Below are 16,230 nucleotides of genomic sequence, written 5' to 3'. Positions count from 1 at the left end.
ACCCAGCCGTGACCTGGCAGGGTGGGGGACATGACGTCGTCAAACCGGCCGGGGACGGTCTTCCGCGGCCGCCGTATGCCCGCCGACCGCGCCCTGGTCATGGCCATCGTGAACCGGACACCGGACTCGTTCTACGACAAGGGCGCTACGTTCGCCGACACGGCGGCCATCGAAGCGGTGGACCGAGCGGTCGCGGCCGGCGCGGACATCGTGGACATCGGCGGCGTCAAGGCGGGCGAGGGCCCCGACGTCGACGTCGACGAGGAGAGCCGCAGGGTGGTGCCGTTCGTGGCGGAGGTCCGCCGCCGCCACCCCCAGCTGGTGATCAGCGTGGACACGTGGCGCCACGAAGTGGGGCGCCAGGTCTGCGAAGCGGGAGCCGATCTGCTGAACGACACGTGGGCGGGAGCGGACCCGAAGCTGGTCGAGGTGGCCGCGGAGTTCGGAGCGGGATACGTGTGTTCCCACGTCGGAGGCATGCCGCTGCGCACGGACCCGTACCCGGCACCGACCCCGGAGAGACCGTTCTGGCCTCACTATGAAGACGTAGTCGCAGAGGTGACAGCGGAGCTGACAGAGGCGGCTGCCCGCACGGCGGCGGCCGGGGTACCACCCGAAGGAATCTTGATCGACCCGACGTTCGACTTCGGCAAGAGCACCCGCCACGGCCTGGAGCTCCTACGCCACTTCGACCGCCTGGTGGAGACGGGCTGGCCGGTACTGGTGGCCCTGTCGAACAAGGACCTGATCGGCGAAACCCTGGACGTAGAGGCAAAGGACCGCCTACCGGGAACCCTGGCGGCAACGGCCATAGCGGCAAAGGCAGGAGCAGCGGTGTTCCGAGCACACAACGTGAGGGAAACAAGAGAAGCGGTGGAAGCGGTAGCAACCCACGCAAAGCAGCTGGGTGGTCATCCCGTCGCCTGAGGCCGTCAAATCACTTTGAGCCGGGCCCGCAACCGAGAGCGCGAAGTGGGGTCACTACGCAAGCTTGCGGGCCCGGCTCAAAGTGATAGGCCTCAATCAGGCGACGGGATGACCACCCAGCGACCCAACTCCAGAACCGGCGGCCGGGAGCGGTAGTTGTGGTCATCCCGGAGCCTGCCTGTCCGGCGAGGACGCTTTTTCTTTAGAGCCGCAGCTTCTTCCTGTGTCGCGGCAGACCTGGTTTCGCGGCTCCTTCTTCTGCCGTGGTTTCGCTCTGCCGCGGCTCGGGAGCGGGTCCGACCTCCCCCGCCCCTCCGGTGGGATTTTCAGCCGCCGGGTGGGTTTGTCAAGGCGGGAAAGCGTGCCTTGACAAACCCACCCGGCGGCTGAACAGACGGCAGGGATGAGGGGCGGGGGAGGTCTGGTGAGGTGGGTGGTCGCCTTGCGTTACCGGCCGCCGGTTCGCGCCGTCCGTTCGGCCGCCGGTTCGCGTCGTGGGTTCGGCCGACGGTTTGCGTTGTGGGGTCCGACTGTCGGTTCCTGTCGACGAATTCGACCCTGGCGATCGGCTTGGGCTGCCGCCGTGGCTGACTCCGCGTGACCTGCCGGGCCTCAGCGTGAACGGGATTTGCCCCCTCCGCCCCTAGCTGTCCACCCATGACCATGCGTACAAAGGACGAAAGAGGTGATGGCGGATGGTGGTGCGGCCCGGGATGCGGCGCCGGTGGGCGGTCGTTGCCGCCCTTGCCGTTGTGCTCGTCTCCGCTCCCTCCGTGATCTCCGCCCTCGCCCCGGCTGGCGCCGCCGTCGATCCGCAGCGGCTGCGCGATCTCGTCCTGGCCTCCGCCGGCAAGCCGTACCAGGGTTATGCCGAAAGCTCCGGCTCTCTCGCTCTCCCCGAGCTGCCGAACCTCGGGGCCGTCACCGCCCTCTTCTCCATGCGGACGCCGATGCGTGCGTGGTACGCCGGGCCTGATCGGTATCGGGTTGACATTCTCGGGACCGCCGGTGAGCACGATGTCTACCGGTTGCCCGATGGGGAGTACACCTGGGACTACGGCGACAACACGCTCACCGAGCTGATCGGCGAGCCCGGGCTTCGGCTGCCTCGGGCCGGGGACCTGCTGCCGCCCGAGCTGGCCCGGCGGGTTCTTCGGGCTGCCGCCGGGGATCCGGTCAGCTCGCTGCCCGGGCGGAATGTTGCCGGTGTCGCCGCGTCCGGGGTGCGGCTCGTGCCCGCCGATCCGGACACCACCATCGGCCGTGTTGATGTCTGGGCGGATCCCGGTACCGGGGTTGCGGTGCGGGTCGAAGTCACCGCCCGGGGGCAGCAGGCGCCGATCCTGGTGACCGAGTTCCAGCAGCTCGAGCAGACGATGCCGGTCGTGGAGGCGCCGCGGCCTGCTCTCGGGTCCGGGTTCAACGTCACCAGTGCTCCCGACGTCGCCGACACGCTCGGGGCCTTCAGCCAGGTTCCGCTGCCCTCTTCGCTCGGTGGGCGGCCCGTGGTTTCGGAGAACTTCGGGGGTGTGCAGGGCGCCGCTCTCTACGGCCGGGGGTTGGCCGCCTTTGCCGTGATCGCCGTTCCCCGGACGGTGGCGAACGCTGCGGGCGATGCCGCCGGGAAGGCCGGTGGGGCGCAGGTCAAGCTGGCCGCGGGGAGCGTTGTCCAGCTGTCGATCACGCCTCTTTCGCTGGGCATCGTGCGGTCTTCGGTGTCCCGCCGGTCCTACCTGCTGGCCGGGACCGTGACGCCCGCCGTGCTGAAGTCCGTGGCCGATGAGCTGTCGCGGCTGCGCCGGAGCGGCCCGTGATCGTCACGCGTGCGCTGACCAAGCGCTACGGCCGCACGGTCGCCGTCGACGCCGTCGACCTCGATGTCCGGGAAGGCGACCGCTACGGCTTTCTCGGCCCCAACGGCTCGGGCAAGACCACGCTCGTCCGGATGCTGCTCGGGCTGGTCTACGCCACTTCCGGGGAGATCGAGGTGCTCGGGAAAGCGGTGCCGAAGCGGGTCGCCGAGGTGCTGCCCGAAGTCGGCGCGCTCGTCGAGGGCCCGGCCGCGTACCCGCACCTGTCCGGGCGCCGGAACCTGGCGCTGCTCGACGCCGCCGGGCGCGGGGGTGGGCGGCGGACGCGCCGTCGTCGGATCGACGAAGCCCTCGACCAGGTCGGGCTGGGCGGGGTCGACCAGCGGCCGGTCAAGGCGTACTCGCTCGGCATGCGGCAACGGCTCGGGCTCGCCGGTGCGCTGCTGCGGCGGCCGCGGCTGCTGGTCCTCGACGAGCCGACCAACGGCCTCGACCCGCAGGGCATCAAGGAGATCCGCGAGCTGCTGGTCGAGCTGAACGCGGGCGGCACCACGGTCTTCTTGTCCAGCCACCTGCTGGCCGAGGTGGAACAGCTGTGCACGCGCGTCGGCGTCGTCGACCGCGGCCGGCTCGTGCTGCAGGAGGACCTGGCCACGCTGCGGGCGGCCACCGGCCGGATCCTGGTCGGCACGCCGGACCCGGCCGAGGCGGCCGCGGTGCTCGACGGGCAGCTCGAAGCCCGCGACGGCGACCGGCTGGTCATCCGGCACGGCGACCCCGCGGCGCTGAATGCGCTGCTCGTCGAAGCGGGGGTGCGGGTGACGTCGATCCACGCCGAGCAGCGGACGCTGGAACAGGTCGTCCTCGACGTGACGGGCCCGGGCTCGGACCGGTTCGGAGCCGCCGGATGATCGGCGTCGAACTACGGAAGCTCGCGCTGCGGCCGCGGGTCTGGTTCAGCGTGCTGCTGCTGTGCCTGCTGCCCGCGATCGTCGGCGTCTTCCTGGCCACGGCCGACTTCGCGCCGCCGCCGGGGCAGGGCGGGGCGTTCCTTTCGGCGGTCGTCTCCGACGGCGCGTTGTTCCCGGCCGCCGCGCTCGCCCTGGTGCTGCCGCTGTTCCTGCCGATCGCGGTCGCCGTCACCGCCGGCGACGCGATCGCCGGCGAAGCCGCCACCGGCACCCTGCGTTACCTGCTGGTGCGGCCGGCCGGCCGCACCCGGTTGCTCGGCGCCAAGATGGTGGCGCTGGCCGTGTACGTCACCGCCGCGATCGTCATCGTCGTGCTCACGTCGCTGGTGCTCGGGGTGATCCTGTTCGGCACCGGCGGCAACCCCGGCGTCGCGGGTCCGGGCGGGCAGCCGGCCGGCGTGACGTCGCTTTCGGGGCAGTCGCTCAGCTCGTCCGCGCTGGGCCTGCGGCTGCTGGGCGCGGTGTCCTACATCGTCGTGTCGATGCTCGGGTTCGCGGCGATCACCGTCTTCCTCTCGACGGTGTCCGACTCGGCGCTGGGGGCCGCGCTGGGCGGGCTGGCGGTGCTCATCACCAGCACGGTGCTGGAGACCCTGGACGCGGCCGCGTCCGTGCGGCCCTTCCTGCCGACGCACTACTGGCTGGCCTGGATCGACTTCTTCCGCGATCCCGTGCTGTGGCGCAACATCGACCACGGCCTGCTGCTGCAGGCCGGCTACATCGTGGTGTTCTTCGGGGCCGCGTGGGCGAACTTCGCGACCAAGGACGTCACGAGCTGAGGCACTCCGCCGGCGCTTCGAGCGGGGCGGTGCCCAAGGCCTGCAGGACGATCTCGGTGACGGCGGGGTCGGTGGGCAGGTCGCCGTGGCCGGCCGCGTTGCCGGGGCAGACCTCCTGCAGCGCGACGTTGACCGCGCCCTCGACGCGGGCCGAGTCCGGCGGCGTCACCGTCTCGTCGCGTTCGGTCCAGAGCGACAGCCACGGCAGTCCCGGCGGGAGCGGCTGCTTGGCCAGCTCCTGCAGGAGGCTGCTGCCCGAGGCGAGCTGGACGCACGCGGTGGGACAGCCGCCGGGGACCAGCGCGCCGCCCGCCGTGGCCAGGCCGGTGCCGTGCATCGGCGCGCCGAGCGTGACGACCCGCCGGGCCTGGTGCGCGCCGCCTTCCCGGCCGACCCACAGCCGCGCGACGACCCCGCCTGCCGAGTAGCCGACGACGTCGACCGAGCGTGCGCCTTGTTCGTACGCCTTCTCGACGGCTTCGGCGAGGACGGCGGCCTGTTCGCCGAGGTCACCGGTGCCGTCGCCGGCCAGGGTGAGCACCTCGGCGGACCGGCCGGTGGCCTGCCGGATCCGCTCGGCGAGGACTTCCAGGGCGCCCCGGCCGCCGCCGTAGCCGGGGACGAGCAGGACGGGACCGGGCTTGTTCTGGTCCGGCGTCCCGGCTTCGGGAGCGGCTTTCGCGCCGGAGGTGGCGAGGACGGTCGCGACGACCACGGCCACCACCGCACCGGCGACGCTGCTCAGCATCAGCCGCCGCCGCGGGCTGAGCCCGCTCCACCAAGCCGTGATCCGCACGGTTCCATGATGACCCGGGTCGCGTTCGGTGGGCGTGCTGGAAGCCGGATCTCGCGTGATCGGCGGCGGGATCCGCGTGAGCGAGCCCGGATCTCGCGTGATTGCGGGCGGGTTACTGCTGGGTGCGTTGCTTGGCGTTGAAGCGGGCCTTCTTCTGGCGGTTGCCGCACGTGTTCATGTCGCACCAGCGGCGGGTGCGGCTCTGGCTGGTGTCGAAGAACGCGGCCTGGCAGGTCGGGGAGGCGCAGAGGGCGAGTTTGCCGTCGCGTTCGCCGGAGAGGATCGCGATGGCGTCGGCGGCGATCACGCCGAGGGCGTCCTCGACGGGGGAGTCCGGGCCGAGCCGCCACGCCCGCTTGCCGTCGGGGGTCAGGACGGCCGACGCCCGCCCGGCGAGGCTGCGGTCGTTGATGATCCGGACCGCCGTCGCCGGAAGAGGTTCCCGGCGGGCGGCCGCGGTGGCGGCGGCGTGGATCGACTCCCGCAGTTCCCGGGCGAGGTCGAGCTGCGCGGCGGTGCAGGAGTCCACCGCGAGGCCGCTGACCGCCAGCCAGTCGGCGAGGCGCTGCGGCGTGGGGATGCGCTCGACGGCGTCGCCGCACCGCTCGGTCAGCGTCGCCGTGAAGCTGGTCGCCAGCTCGGTGCCGAGGCGGAAGTCGGGGAACACAGCGCGCATGGAACCAGCTTAGCCGGTTGCTCGACGGGGCGGGGTCGTGTTAGAACCGTCTTAGCCGGTTCAGCGACGACGAGGAGGTCCCATGCCCTGTCTCACCAGCGACGTGCAGCGGTTCGAAGCCCACGCCACCGACGCCGACCTCGGCGAACTCCGGGCGCGGCTGGCCGCGGCGCGGCTGCCGGAAGCCGAAACGGTCCGCGGCACCGGGCGCGGCCGGTGGGACCAGGGCGTCCCGCTCGCCGACCTCACCGACCTGCTGGAGTACTGGCGCACCGGCTACGACTGGCGGGCGTTCGAAGCGCGGCTCGACCGGATCGGCCAGTTCCGCACGACCATCGACGGCCTGGGCATCCACTTCCTGCACCGCCGGTCCCCGCGGCCGGACGCCACGCCGCTGGTCCTCACGCACGGCTGGCCGGGCAGCGTCGCCGAGTTCGTCGACGTGGTCGACGAGCTGGCCGACCCGGCGGACGCCGGCGCACCGGCGTTCCACGTCGTGGTGCCCTCGCTGCCGGGATTCGGGTACAGCGACAAGCCCGCCACCACCGGCTGGGGCACGGAGAAGATCGCGGCCGCCTGGGTGGAGCTGATGGGCAGGCTCGGCTACGACCGGTTCGCCGCCCACGGCGGCGATTGGGGCGGCAACATCACCACGGTCCTCGGCGGCCGGTTCCCGGAGCACGTGCTCGGCATCCATTCGACGTTCGCGGCGGGTCTGCCCGGGGCGGCCACGGACGGGCTGACCGCGACCGAACGCCGGTGGGCGGAGGAAACCCACCACTTCTGGCGCCACCGCGCGGCGTACGCGAAGCAGCAGGCGACCCGGCCGCAGACCATCGGCTACGCGCTCCTCGACTCCCCGGCCGGGCTGCTCGCCTGGATCCTCGACAAGTTCGCCGAGTGGTCGGACACCGCCGACAGCCCGTTCGAAACGATCTCTCGCGACCGCGTCCTGGACGACGTCACCCTGTACTGGCTGACCCGCAGCGGCGCCTCGGCGGCCCGGATCTACTACGAGAGCCACAATGCACTGGACCCGGACCTGCGGGTCGACGTCCCGGCCGCGATCACCATGTACCCCGCGACATCGAGAAGTGCCCGCGGCCGTTGGCGCAGGAGCGGTACCGGCAGATCGTCCGGTGGCGGGCGCCCGAGGCCGGGGGACACTTCCCGTCGCTGGAGGTGCCGGGGTACTTCGTCGAGGACTTGCGGGAGGGACTCGCGGCCGTGCTGGCCGCTCAGCCGGCGCCGTAACAGACGTAGCTGAACGCGGCCGGGGAGTCCGGGAGCTCGGCCTGGGCGCGGGCCAGTGCCGCGGCCGGGGTCAGGCCCGATGCCAGGTGGCGGTGGTGGCGGACCATCAGCGCGCGGCCGGCGTCGTCCGGGATCGGCAGGACCGTGGCCACCAGGCTCGTCGTGCCCAGTGCCAGCAGGGCCGAGGCCAGGCCCAGCAGCTCGTCGCCCGCGTGGATCGCCGAGCGGCCCGAGTCGCAGCCCGACAGCACCACCTGGCGCGGCGGGCGGGCCAGCCGTTCCAGGTCGTACACCGTCAGGGGACCGTCGGCGAGCCGCAGCGCCGAGAACAGCGGGTTGTCCGTGCGGAACACCCCGTGCGCGGCGAGGTGGCCGAGCGCGGCGCCGTCGAGCGCGGCGAGCACCGGCTCGACCCGCGCGTTCCGGCCGGTGAACCGCCGGGCTCCGGGGTAGCGGCGGGCCAGCGCGGCGGCTTCCGAGGCGGCGTGCGGGAGCCCGGGACCGGCCACGACGACGTGGTCGCCGCCGCCCCCGCCCGGTGCGGTCGCCGCGCGGTGCCACAGCGCCGCCGACGGCGCCAGTGACACCGGACGTCCGTGGCAGCCCGGCAGCGCCGGCCACGGCAGCTCGTGCAGCCGCCCGGTCGGCACGATCACCAGCGGGCCGTCGCCGAGGGCGAGCGGGGCGAGCAGCAGGTCGTCGAGGCGGCGGGCGGTCCGCGCGGCGAGCCCGGCGAACGAACCGAGCCCGAACGCCGACCGCCGCAGGGCGAACCGCAGCTCGTCCAGGCGTTCTGCGGCTTCGGCCACCGGGCCCAGCGCGCACCGCCGCAGCCGGCCGCCGCCGAGGACGAGGGCCGTCAGCCGCCCGTCCAGTTCGAGGTACTCCACCAGTGTGGCCGGGCCCAGTGCCGCGGCGAGCTCGGCGCGCGAAGGGAGGTGTGAGTCCTCAGTGGATAGTCCGGGGGCGTGCCGGGCGCGGTCACGCACCGCCTTCTCCAGCCTGGCCTGCCGGCGCAGCAGGGCCGGCGCCTGGCCGGGGTCGGCGGCGAGGTCGACGGCGGTCTGGCGCAACGCCGCGAGGTCCGCGGCCAGGCCCTCGTCGTCCGGCGGCCGCGCGGGCCGCAGCCGCAGCGCACCGGCGTGCCGGTGTTCCGCCCACCGCAGCACGGCGTCCGGGTGGCCCGCTTCGACGGCGAGCCGCAGCCCCAGCTCGGTCAGCTCGCTCGCGTGGCCGGACGCGTGGGCGCGCAGCTCGCTCGCGCCCAGCCCGGCCCGGAACCGGCCGATCACCCGGACCCCGGCGCGCACCGCGGCACCCGCGCCCCGGCGGTCGCCGTCGACCAGCCGCAGCAACGCCGTCGCGTGCCAGGCGCGGGCCCTCAGCTCGGCCGGGCCGCCGCGCCCGGCCCGGCCGACGACCGTCAGCTCCGCGGCCGCGATCGCCGGACGGCCCAGTTCGAGCGCCAGCGCCGCGACGATCAGCCGGGCGTCCAGTGCCGGGACCACCCAGCCCGCGTCGGTCAGCGCCGCCACCGTGCGCTGCCCGGAGCGGAGCATCGCCGTCGTGCGGAGCCCGCTGTCGCGACGGGCCCGCAGGGCCAGGTAGCCGCCGAGCGCGGCCCAGCCCGGCCGGTGCTGGCGCGCCGCGGACCGCTGCGCCAGCGAGGCTTCGCGCAACGCCGTTTCCGGGTCGCCGTCCAGGAGCGCGACCTTCGCGAGCAGCAGCCGCGCCTGTACGAGGTCGACGGCGTTGCGCCGGCGTTCGTAGTCGGCGACGGCGGCCGTCGCGGCTTCGCGTGCTTCGGCGATCAGGCGGACGGACAGCAGCGTTTCGGCGCGTTCGATCGGGAGCAGGCCCTGGTCGGTCCCGGCCTCTTCGTAGCGCGACGCGGCTTCGTCGTACGCGGCGAGCGCGGCCGGGACGTCCCCGCGGACGGTGGCGGCGAGCCCGCGGTTCTGCCACACCATCGCGGTCCGTCCGATGTGGCCGGTCGCGGCGAAGCCGAGTTCGGCGCGGCGCAGGTCCTCCTCGGCGCCCCGCCAGTCGCCGAGCCGGGCCAGCACGATGCTGCGGTTGGTGCGGATGGTGGCCTCGACCAGGTCGTCGCCGCCGGCCGCCCGCAGCGTGTCGAGCGCGGCCGCGAACTCGGCGGCGGCGGCACCGAACCGGCTGATTTCGGTGAGCACGACGGCCCGCTGCATGCGCAGCCGCGCCGCCGCCGTCCCGGTCAGCTCCGGCATCGCGAGGTCCAGCTCGCGCAGGGCTTCGGCGGTGCGGCCGGTCAGCGTCAGCACGTAACCGAGCACCCCGCGGGTCTGGGCGGCCCGTTCGCGCAGCCCGGCACCGCCGGCCAGCCGGACCGCGGTGCGCAGCCGGGTTTCGGCTTCGGCGAGCCGCCCGGTGGCCACGCCGGCGATGCCGAGCGCGTGCTCGGCGACGGCGGCGGCCTCGGCGTGGCCGTCGGCTTCGGCGAGCGCGGCCCCGGCCAGCGCCCGCGCCTTGGCGGGTGCGGTGAAGGCGAGATCGGCGGCCGCGACGGCCTTGGCCAGCGGCCCGGTCACGGCTTGTGCCCGTCCGATCCGGCCGAAAGCAGGCCGGCCCCCACGCGGCACGGAACCGTCTTCGCCAAATCACCCGGCCGTGGCTGTGGCCGGATCGATACCCGTCGACGCAGTATCAGATGGAGGGGTTCGCGGATCGGGTCACCGACCCGTTCACCCATGACCGGTCCCGGAGGGGGACACATGACCCGATACCGCCATCGAGCAGGCGAACTGCTGGTCCATGCCGACGATTGTGCCGCGATCCACGCCGAACTGGCAGAGTTCGGCTACCACCCGGCCGGGGGGACCGGCGCGCTGCGCCGCTTCACCGGCAGCCGTCCGGTGCCCGAGGTGCTCGCCGCCCTCGGCCCGGCGGCGCGAGCCCGAACCACCTGTTCGGGCTCGACCGCATCATCTGGAACGACCTGCGCCCGAAATCGACCTGGGACACGTTGGACCTCACTCCGGCGGGGGACATCTCGCTGCGGGTGGGCGTGATCGACACGGGCATCGTCCTGCGCGACGAGGTGCCGCACGAGTTCCTCCGGGAGCGCGTGTGCTTCGAACCCGAGGACACCGCCCGCGTGGTGTACGACGAGCACGGCAATCCGGCCGGCTCGGCAGCCCACGGCTCGTTCGTCGCCGGAGTGGTGCTGAAGCAGGTGCCGCCCGAAGTCGGCGTCCGGATGAAGGGCGCGATCGACGAGGAGAGCGGGGACGTCGAAGACCTCGCGGTCGCGAACGCCATCGACGCGCTGAACGCCGAGGGCATCACCTTGATCAATCTGTCCTTCTCGGGCGCGACCTGGGAAGACAAGCCGCCGAAAGCGATCGAGGACGCCTTGCGGCGGTTACCGCAGCACGCAGTTGTGGTGGCTTCGGCGGGGAACCGCGGGACCCGGCAGCGGGTCTACCCGGCGGGCTTCAAGCTGGCCGCCACCGTGGGTGGCCGGCCCGACGAGGACCACGTCAAGGTGGTCGCGGTCGGCTCCGTCGACACGTCGCACGACCCGGCCAAGCCGCCCGTCGCGGACTTCAGCAACTTCGGGCCGTGGATCTCCGCCTACGCCAACGGTGTCGATGTGACCGGGCCATACTTCTGGCCGGGGTGCCCGGCGCAGCGGCACTCCGACGAGCCGGACTTCAACGGCTACGCGGTCTGGAGCGGCACCTCGTTCTCGGCCGCCATCGTGACCGGGCAGATCGCGGCGAAGATGCACGAGACCCGTGTTTCGGCGCGCGCCGCGGCCGACGCCTTGCTGAACGACGCCGAGAAGATCTGCGTCTGGGACGTCAACGGCAAGCTCGAGCGGCCCTTCGTCCGGGGCGTGCCCGAGCCGGGCGAGTGAGCTAGAGGCTCGCCCAGCCGGTGGTGACCGCCGTGCCGTCCGCGGCGGTCACCGTCACCCGGGTTGCCCCTCTCGGCAGGCCCGCCGCCGTGAACCAGCCTTCGTCGCCGATCGGGCGGATGTGCCGCTCGCCCGCCACCTCGATCACCGCTTCGCCCGTGGCGCCGGTGATCAACCCGCGCAGCGCCACCCGGCCGCCCGCGTACTCCACCTGCAGCTCCACCGACACCCGCGCCGACTCGAACGACAGCAGGCGTACGTCTTCTCCGTCCGCGCGGACCGCGGCTGCTTCCGCCAGGTCCGAGTCGAACGCCAGGTCCGCCAGCTCCGCGTCGAGGTCGCGCGTGCCCAGGGCCGCGCGGGCCTGGCGGAGCACCAGGTCCGGTACCGGGTCCGCCTGCTCCGCGGCCGCGCGCAGGACGTCCATGAGCTCGTCGTCGGTCGTCACGTGCGGTCCTCCGTTCCGAGCCCGGCCTGGCCGGCCCGCTCGCGCAGCCGGCCGAGGCAGCGCTGGCGGGTCGGGCCGATGCTGCCGACCGGCATGTCGAGGGCCTCCGCCACCTCCGCGTACGACGGCGGGGGCGTCGCCATCAGCACGCGCAGCAGCCGGCGGCACTGGTCCGACAGCTTGTCCAGCGCGCGCCAGAGGGCCGCGTCCCGCTCGCTGAGCAGCAGGGCCGCGTCGACGCCCGCACCGGAGGAGGGCTCGTTCTGCCAGACCTGGTCGTCGGTCGGGCGCTCGCGGTCGGTGTGGCGGAGCCGGCGCAGGCACTCGTGCCTGGTGGTGGTGCCCAGCCAGCCGGGCAGCCGCTCCGGGTCCTTGATGCGGCCGAGGTTCTCGACGAGCTTCAGCCAGGTCGTCTGGACGACGTCGGCCGCGTCGGCGTCGGACAGCCGGTGGGCGCGGGCGACCGACCAGAGCAGGCTGGCGTACCGGTCGACGAGGGCGTCCCACGCCGCCTGGTCGCCGCGTGCGGCCGCCTCGAGCAGGCTCGTGGTGTCCACTTCACCTCCCCTTGACCCGCTCAGCCTAGCCAACAGCAGCCCTTCGGACCCGTACGCCATCGGGGGACTCCTTCGCGTCTTCCCCCCGCTCAGCCGATCCGGTGAGAGCGCCGGAAATACCTGAACCACCAGGGCGGCGAGCGCCGTGTGCCCGGTGGGAGTGGTGGAGACGGATCGGGGTGAGCCGGTCGTGCGGATCGTGGTGCTCGTCGTGCTGGTGGTGGAACTGGTCGCCTGCGGACGGCCGGTCGTGGAGGTGGAGGGCCGGGCGGTGCCGGTGCCGGTGCGCACCGGCGTGTCCGCGGGCGAGCTGCTCGGGGACACCCCGGTGGCACCGGTCGTCGTGAAGCTCTAGTTGAACGGGTCGAGGGTCAGGTAGGCCGTCGCCGGGTTGCCGTCGTTGACCAGGGACTCGTGGTGGCCGACGTCGTCGAACGCGAAGGCGTAGGCCTTGCCGTCGGCCATCTGCGCGTGGATCGAGCGCGCGTAGTGGTTGGTGACGGCGTCCTGGTAGAAGCCCGCCGAGCTGCTGTCCGGCTGGTTCGCGTTGGTCAGCAGCGTCGAGCGGTTGAAGCCCGCGCAGAGCGTGCGCGAGATCTGGCCGCGGACGTCGTTCGGCGCGTCGAGGTTCTTGTAGCAGCCGAAAACGCTGTCGGAGTCCGGCTTCTGGAACGCCGTCACGAAGCCGCCGGAGGTGTTCGTGAAGTTCATGGTGCTACCGGAAACCCGGCCGTAGTACTTCACGTTCGGCTGGTCGGCCACCGGCGTCACGGTCAGCGTCGACGAGCTGTACTTCGTCCAGACGCGGTTGATGTAGTCCTGCAGCACGGTCGCGGGCAGCGCGCCGGCCTCGATGCCGTGGGAGGGGCCAGCGCACGCAGGACCGTGCCGTCGGAGCGGGTGCGGATGAGGTTGGCCCAGCCACCCGGCTGACTGCGCAGCGACGAGTAGAAACCGTTGTAGCCACCCGGTTTCAGGTGCCCGGTGCTCCTCGTCGTGCCGCCGGCGGGCTGCACGCCGACCGCGTACGGCGCGGAGAACATGTCCACCTGGGTGCTGTTGAGCCACAGGCCGCCGTCGTTGAGCGTGTACTCGGACCAGTTGAAGAGGATGTTCGCGTTCGGGTCGGACGGGTTCTGGACCGCCGGCTGGACCAGGCCGCCGGTGGCGAGCTTGAAGACCAGCTTCTGCCCGTAGGAGAAGTAGATCCGGCCGGAGAACTTGGGGAGCCGGATGGTGATCGACTGGCCGTTGGCCGGGCCGGGGATCGACGCGTCGGGCGCCGGGATCGGCGGTACCGCGCCGCCGGGCCAGGCGTGGAACGTGCCGTTGGCGTCGGCCCAGCCCTGCTGCCCGGTCGCCAGGTTGGTGCCCAGGTCGTAGAGGTAGACCGGATCGCTGCGGCCGGAGTTGTTGGTGATCTTCAGCGGGATCGTGGCCGGGACCGCTTCGGCGGCGGGGGCGGTCGCGGCGGCCACCGCGAGTGCCGCGGCCAGCACCGCAAGCCGTTGCCGGACGGACGTCTTCGTGCGCACGGGCGCCTCCTCGTCGAGGCCGATGATCGCAAGTTGTTCAGACCATTTCAGCGTCGGTGGCCCGGCGAGCGGTTGTCAAAGGCTGATAATTATCAGCCCCCGTCCGGACCAACGGCCGTCGCTGCGCGGCGACGACGGCGCCCAGCACGATCACCGCGCCCAGCAGCTGCCACGGCGTCAGCCGCTGGCCGAGGACGAGCCAGCCGAGCAGGGTGGCGACGACCGGGCTCAGCAGGCCGAGGAACGTCACGTGGGTGGCCGGCAGCGCGCGGATCCCGCGGAACCACAGTGCGTAGGCGAACGCGGCGCCGATCAGTGCGAGGTAGGCGTACCCGGCGAGGTTCGCCCCGGTCAGCGACGCGGGCGGCGCGCCTTCGACGGCCAGCGCGACCGGCACGAGCACCAGACCGCCCGCGACGAGCTGCCAGCCCGTCGTCGCCAGCAGCGGCGCGGGGGACGTCCAGCGCTTGCTCAGCACGACACCGGTGGCCATCACGACCGCGCCGCCGGCCGCGGCGGCGACGCCGATCGCGTCGAGCCGCGCGCTCGACTGCAGGACCAGCAGGCTGACGCCGGCCACCCCGGCGACGCCCGCGAGCACCGTCCGCCGGGTCAGGCGTTCGCCGAGCAGGCCGGTGGACAGGCCCGCGACCAGCAGTGGCTGCAGGGCGCCGAGGGTGGCGGCGACCCCGCCGGGCAGCCGGTAGGCGGCGACGAACAGCAGGGCGAGGAAGGCGCCGATGTTCAGTGTGCCGAGCACCAGCGAGCGCCACCACCAGTCGCCCTTCGGCAGCCGCCGGGTGAGGGCGACCAGCAGCAGGCCGGCGGGCAGCGCCCGGATGACGGCGGCGAGCAGCGGGCGGTCGGGCGGCAGGAACTCGGTGGTGACGAGGTAGGTGGTGCCCCAGATCGCCGGGGCGAGGGCGGTGAGGAGGAGCTTTTTGTTTAGCACTAAGGCAGATTACCTCAGCGCTAAGGTAGATGGCTACCCTTTCGCTTACCGCTAAGGCATCGGTTACGCTGTGGCGATGGCCGATCACGTGGACCGGGTACTGGCGCAGTGGCACGCCGAGCGCCCCGACCTCGACGTCTCCCCGATGGCGGTGATCGGCCGGCTGTCCCGGCTGAGCGCGCTGGTCGACGCGGAGCTCCGCCGGACGTTCGCCCGCCATGGCCTGGACCGCGCGACCTTCGACGTCCTCGCGACCCTGCGCCGCAGCGGGCCGCCGTACCGGCTGACCCCGACGGAGCTGATGCGCTCGGCGATGGTGACGTCCGGGGCGATCACCCAGCGGCTGGACAAGATGGAGGCGCGGGGGCTGGTCGAGCGCACGCCGAACGAGGCGGACGGCCGGGGGGTCCGGGTGCAGCTGACCGAGGCCGGTGGGGAGCTGATCGACCGCGCGCTGCCCGAGCACGTCGAGACTGAACACCGCATCCTGGCCGCCTTGGGCACCGGCGAGCGCGAGGAGCTGGCGTCGACGTTGCGGACGCTGCTGGAGAGCCTGGGCGGTTCGGTCTCCTAGGAGATCCGGCGCACCGGCTCGCTGTCCAGCAGCGAGTCCAGGTCGATCCGGCCTCCCGCCGCGGCCAGCACCGCGTCGACCGCCAGGTCGACGTCGAGCTTGCGGCCGTGCTGGTCGGCGTACGCGCGCATCAGGTTCCCGATGTGGCGCTCCGGGTTGCGCCACGACGGCCACCGCAGGGACGCCTGCTTCGCCAGCTTCGTGAAGTTCGACTGGCGGACCGTCGCCTCCAGCAGCCACTCGAGGTAGACGCGCATCGCGTGGAACGCGGTGTGGGCCGGGGTCGCCACCGGGCCGTGGCCGGGGACCAGCGTCCGCGGGCGGAAGGTGTCCTGGAGCCAGTCGAGCGCGTCGAGCCAGCCGGGGATCGAGCCGTGCACCGCCATCGGGGTGTCGCCGATGTACACCAGGTCGCCGGTGAACAGCGTGCTCGACCGCGGCTCGTGCACCACCAGGTCGCCCGCCGTGTGCGCGACACCGGGGACCGCGACGACGTCGACCTTCGCGTCGCCCAGGTCCAGCTCGTGCCAGCCGGTCACCGGGTGGACCGCCTCGGGCGACGGTGGCTCGAGCACGCCCCAGCGCGTGTACGTGAAGACGTTGCCGTAGGTCTGCGGGCCGGCCTTGACCAGGTCGAGGCTGCCGGGCGCGGCCAGTGCCGAGCCGCCGTCGCGGAGGGCGACGCCGAGTCCGTTGTGGTGTTCGCCGTGCGCGTGCGTGATGGCGACCGTGAGCTCCTGGTCGCCCGCGTACTTGCGGACGTCGCGGACCAGCTCCAGGGTCGCCTGCTCGGTGCCGCAGGTGTCGATCAGCACGACGCCTTCGGTGCCTTGGATCCAGCCGCTGTTCGCGACGAACCATTCGGCCGGACTCTTCACGTACGCCACCACGCCCGGCCGTGCGTGCCGGAGCGGGACGATGTTCGATCTGACGGCCGGCATGGCTTCCTCCCCTGAACGGACGATGCGGTTAACGACGGTGACCGGGTGAGGTTGCGCGGTTTCTCCCGGAATGTTCGCCCGAATTTCGGTCGGCCGACCGGTCGAGAATTTTTC

14 protein-coding genes and 2 pseudogenes are annotated in these 16,230 nt (G+C 72.9%); 8 read left to right on the top strand and 8 right to left on the bottom strand.

The annotated features are described in order from the left end of the window. Nucleotides 1-30 precede the first annotated feature (30 nt). The 4 genes from folP (at nt 31) to HUT10_RS20535 (ending at nt 4,488) form a co-directional block, all read left to right on the top strand. Nucleotides 31-927, top strand: a complete 897-nt coding sequence (folP, locus tag HUT10_RS20550; protein ID WP_176172711.1) for a dihydropteroate synthase — start codon at nt 31-33, stop codon at nt 925-927. Between the two features lie 695 nt (nt 928-1,622). After that, the gene (locus tag HUT10_RS20545) at nt 1,623-2,741 is read left to right on the top strand and encodes a hypothetical protein (RefSeq protein ID WP_176172710.1); all 1,119 of its coding nucleotides are present in this window, start codon (nt 1,623-1,625) and stop codon (nt 2,739-2,741) included. Continuing rightward, nucleotides 2,738-3,649 carry an ABC transporter ATP-binding protein gene (locus HUT10_RS20540; protein ID WP_176172709.1) on the top strand — a complete coding sequence of 304 codons (912 nt, stop codon included), beginning with the start codon at nt 2,738-2,740 and terminating at the stop codon, nt 3,647-3,649. Before HUT10_RS20545 ends, HUT10_RS20540 begins: the two co-directional genes overlap by 4 nt. Then, complete coding sequence (locus HUT10_RS20535) at nt 3,646-4,488, top strand: ABC transporter permease (protein ID WP_176172708.1); 843 nt, start codon at nt 3,646-3,648, stop codon at nt 4,486-4,488. The genes HUT10_RS20540 and HUT10_RS20535 overlap by 4 nt, the downstream gene beginning before the upstream one ends. On the opposite strand, the gene HUT10_RS20530 is transcribed toward HUT10_RS20535, so the two are convergent. Beyond that, a complete protein-coding gene (locus HUT10_RS20530; protein WP_254896959.1) occupies nt 4,478-5,284 on the bottom strand; it encodes a lipase in 807 nt (268 codons plus the stop codon). The two genes, HUT10_RS20535 and HUT10_RS20530, sit on opposite strands and share 11 nt — an antisense overlap. A 112-nt stretch (nt 5,285-5,396) precedes the next feature. Further along, nucleotides 5,397-5,960, bottom strand: coding sequence for an ABATE domain-containing protein (locus tag HUT10_RS20525; RefSeq protein WP_176172707.1), 564 nt, complete (start codon nt 5,958-5,960; stop codon nt 5,397-5,399). An 82-nt stretch (nt 5,961-6,042) separates the two neighbouring features. Here HUT10_RS20525 and HUT10_RS20520 point away from each other — a divergent pair. Further along, nucleotides 6,043-7,214, top strand: a pseudogene (locus HUT10_RS20520) (epoxide hydrolase). On the opposite strand, the gene HUT10_RS20515 reads toward HUT10_RS20520, so the two are convergent. Beyond that, complete coding sequence (locus tag HUT10_RS20515) at nt 7,199-9,778, bottom strand: CHAT domain-containing protein (protein WP_176172706.1); 2,580 nt, start codon at nt 9,776-9,778, stop codon at nt 7,199-7,201. The pseudogene HUT10_RS20520 and the gene HUT10_RS20515 overlap by 16 nt on opposite strands. A 434-nt stretch (nt 9,779-10,212) precedes the next feature. Between HUT10_RS20515 and HUT10_RS20510 the strand changes: the two genes are divergently transcribed. Then, complete coding sequence (locus HUT10_RS20510; protein WP_254896958.1) at nt 10,213-11,109, top strand: S8/S53 family peptidase; 897 nt, start codon at nt 10,213-10,215, stop codon at nt 11,107-11,109. Between the two features lies 1 nt (nt 11,110). On the opposite strand, the gene HUT10_RS20505 is transcribed toward HUT10_RS20510, so the two are convergent. Together HUT10_RS20505 and HUT10_RS20500 are read right to left on the bottom strand one after the other, a co-directional pair. Then, entirely contained in the window at nt 11,111-11,557 is a 447-nt protein-coding gene (locus HUT10_RS20505; RefSeq protein ID WP_176172705.1) for a hypothetical protein, read from the bottom strand. Next, nucleotides 11,554-12,114: an RNA polymerase sigma factor gene (locus HUT10_RS20500; protein ID WP_176172704.1), complete on the bottom strand. Its 561-nt coding sequence runs from the start codon at nt 12,112-12,114 to the stop codon at nt 11,554-11,556. The genes HUT10_RS20505 and HUT10_RS20500 overlap by 4 nt, the downstream gene beginning before the upstream one ends. 163 nt (nt 12,115-12,277) lie before the next feature. Here HUT10_RS20500 and HUT10_RS20495 point away from each other — a divergent pair, with 163 nt between their 5' ends. Beyond that, complete coding sequence (locus HUT10_RS20495) at nt 12,278-12,469, top strand: hypothetical protein (RefSeq protein ID WP_254896957.1); 192 nt, start codon at nt 12,278-12,280, stop codon at nt 12,467-12,469. On the opposite strand, the pseudogene HUT10_RS20490 reads toward HUT10_RS20495, so the two are convergent. Further along, a pseudogene (locus HUT10_RS20490) lies at nt 12,466-13,592 on the bottom strand (glycoside hydrolase family 64 protein). The gene HUT10_RS20495 and the pseudogene HUT10_RS20490 overlap by 4 nt on opposite strands. Nucleotides 13,593-13,686: 94 nt before the next feature. Continuing rightward, nucleotides 13,687-14,601: an EamA family transporter gene (locus HUT10_RS20485; protein WP_176172702.1), complete on the bottom strand. Its 915-nt coding sequence runs from the start codon at nt 14,599-14,601 to the stop codon at nt 13,687-13,689. 76 nt (nt 14,602-14,677) lie between these two features. Between HUT10_RS20485 and HUT10_RS20480 the strand changes: the two genes are divergently transcribed. Then, a complete protein-coding gene (locus tag HUT10_RS20480; RefSeq protein WP_176172701.1) occupies nt 14,678-15,175 on the top strand; it encodes a MarR family winged helix-turn-helix transcriptional regulator in 498 nt (165 codons plus the stop codon). Here the strand turns inward: HUT10_RS20480 and HUT10_RS20475 are convergent. Next, nucleotides 15,172-16,116, bottom strand: coding sequence for an MBL fold metallo-hydrolase (locus HUT10_RS20475; RefSeq protein ID WP_176172700.1), 945 nt, complete (start codon nt 16,114-16,116; stop codon nt 15,172-15,174). The two genes, HUT10_RS20480 and HUT10_RS20475, sit on opposite strands and share 4 nt — an antisense overlap. Between the last annotated feature and the right edge of the window lie 114 nt (nt 16,117-16,230).

It is taken from the genome of Amycolatopsis sp. Hca4, assembly GCF_013364075.1.
Taxonomy (GTDB): Bacteria; Actinomycetota; Actinomycetes; order Mycobacteriales; family Pseudonocardiaceae; genus Amycolatopsis.
Note: the sequence above shows the minus strand (reverse complement) of the source record. Positions and strands in the feature narration are given on the sequence as shown.

Bases quoted from the DNA above. Each gene is read 5' to 3' on its own strand.
- folP (WP_176172711.1), top strand. From the start codon at position 31: ATGACGTCGTCAAACCGGCCGGGGACGGTCTTCCGCGGCCGCCGTATG.
- HUT10_RS20545 (WP_176172710.1), top strand. From the start codon at position 1,623: ATGGTGGTGCGGCCCGGGATGCGGCGCCGGTGGGCGGTCGTTGCCGCC.
- HUT10_RS20535 (WP_176172708.1), top strand. From the start codon at position 3,646: ATGATCGGCGTCGAACTACGGAAGCTCGCGCTGCGGCCGCGGGTCTGG.
- HUT10_RS20525 (WP_176172707.1), bottom strand. From the start codon at position 5,960: ATGCGCGCTGTGTTCCCCGACTTCCGCCTCGGCACCGAGCTGGCGACC.
- HUT10_RS20480 (WP_176172701.1), top strand. From the start codon at position 14,678: ATGGCCGATCACGTGGACCGGGTACTGGCGCAGTGGCACGCCGAGCGC.
- HUT10_RS20475 (WP_176172700.1), bottom strand. From the start codon at position 16,116: ATGCCGGCCGTCAGATCGAACATCGTCCCGCTCCGGCACGCACGGCCG.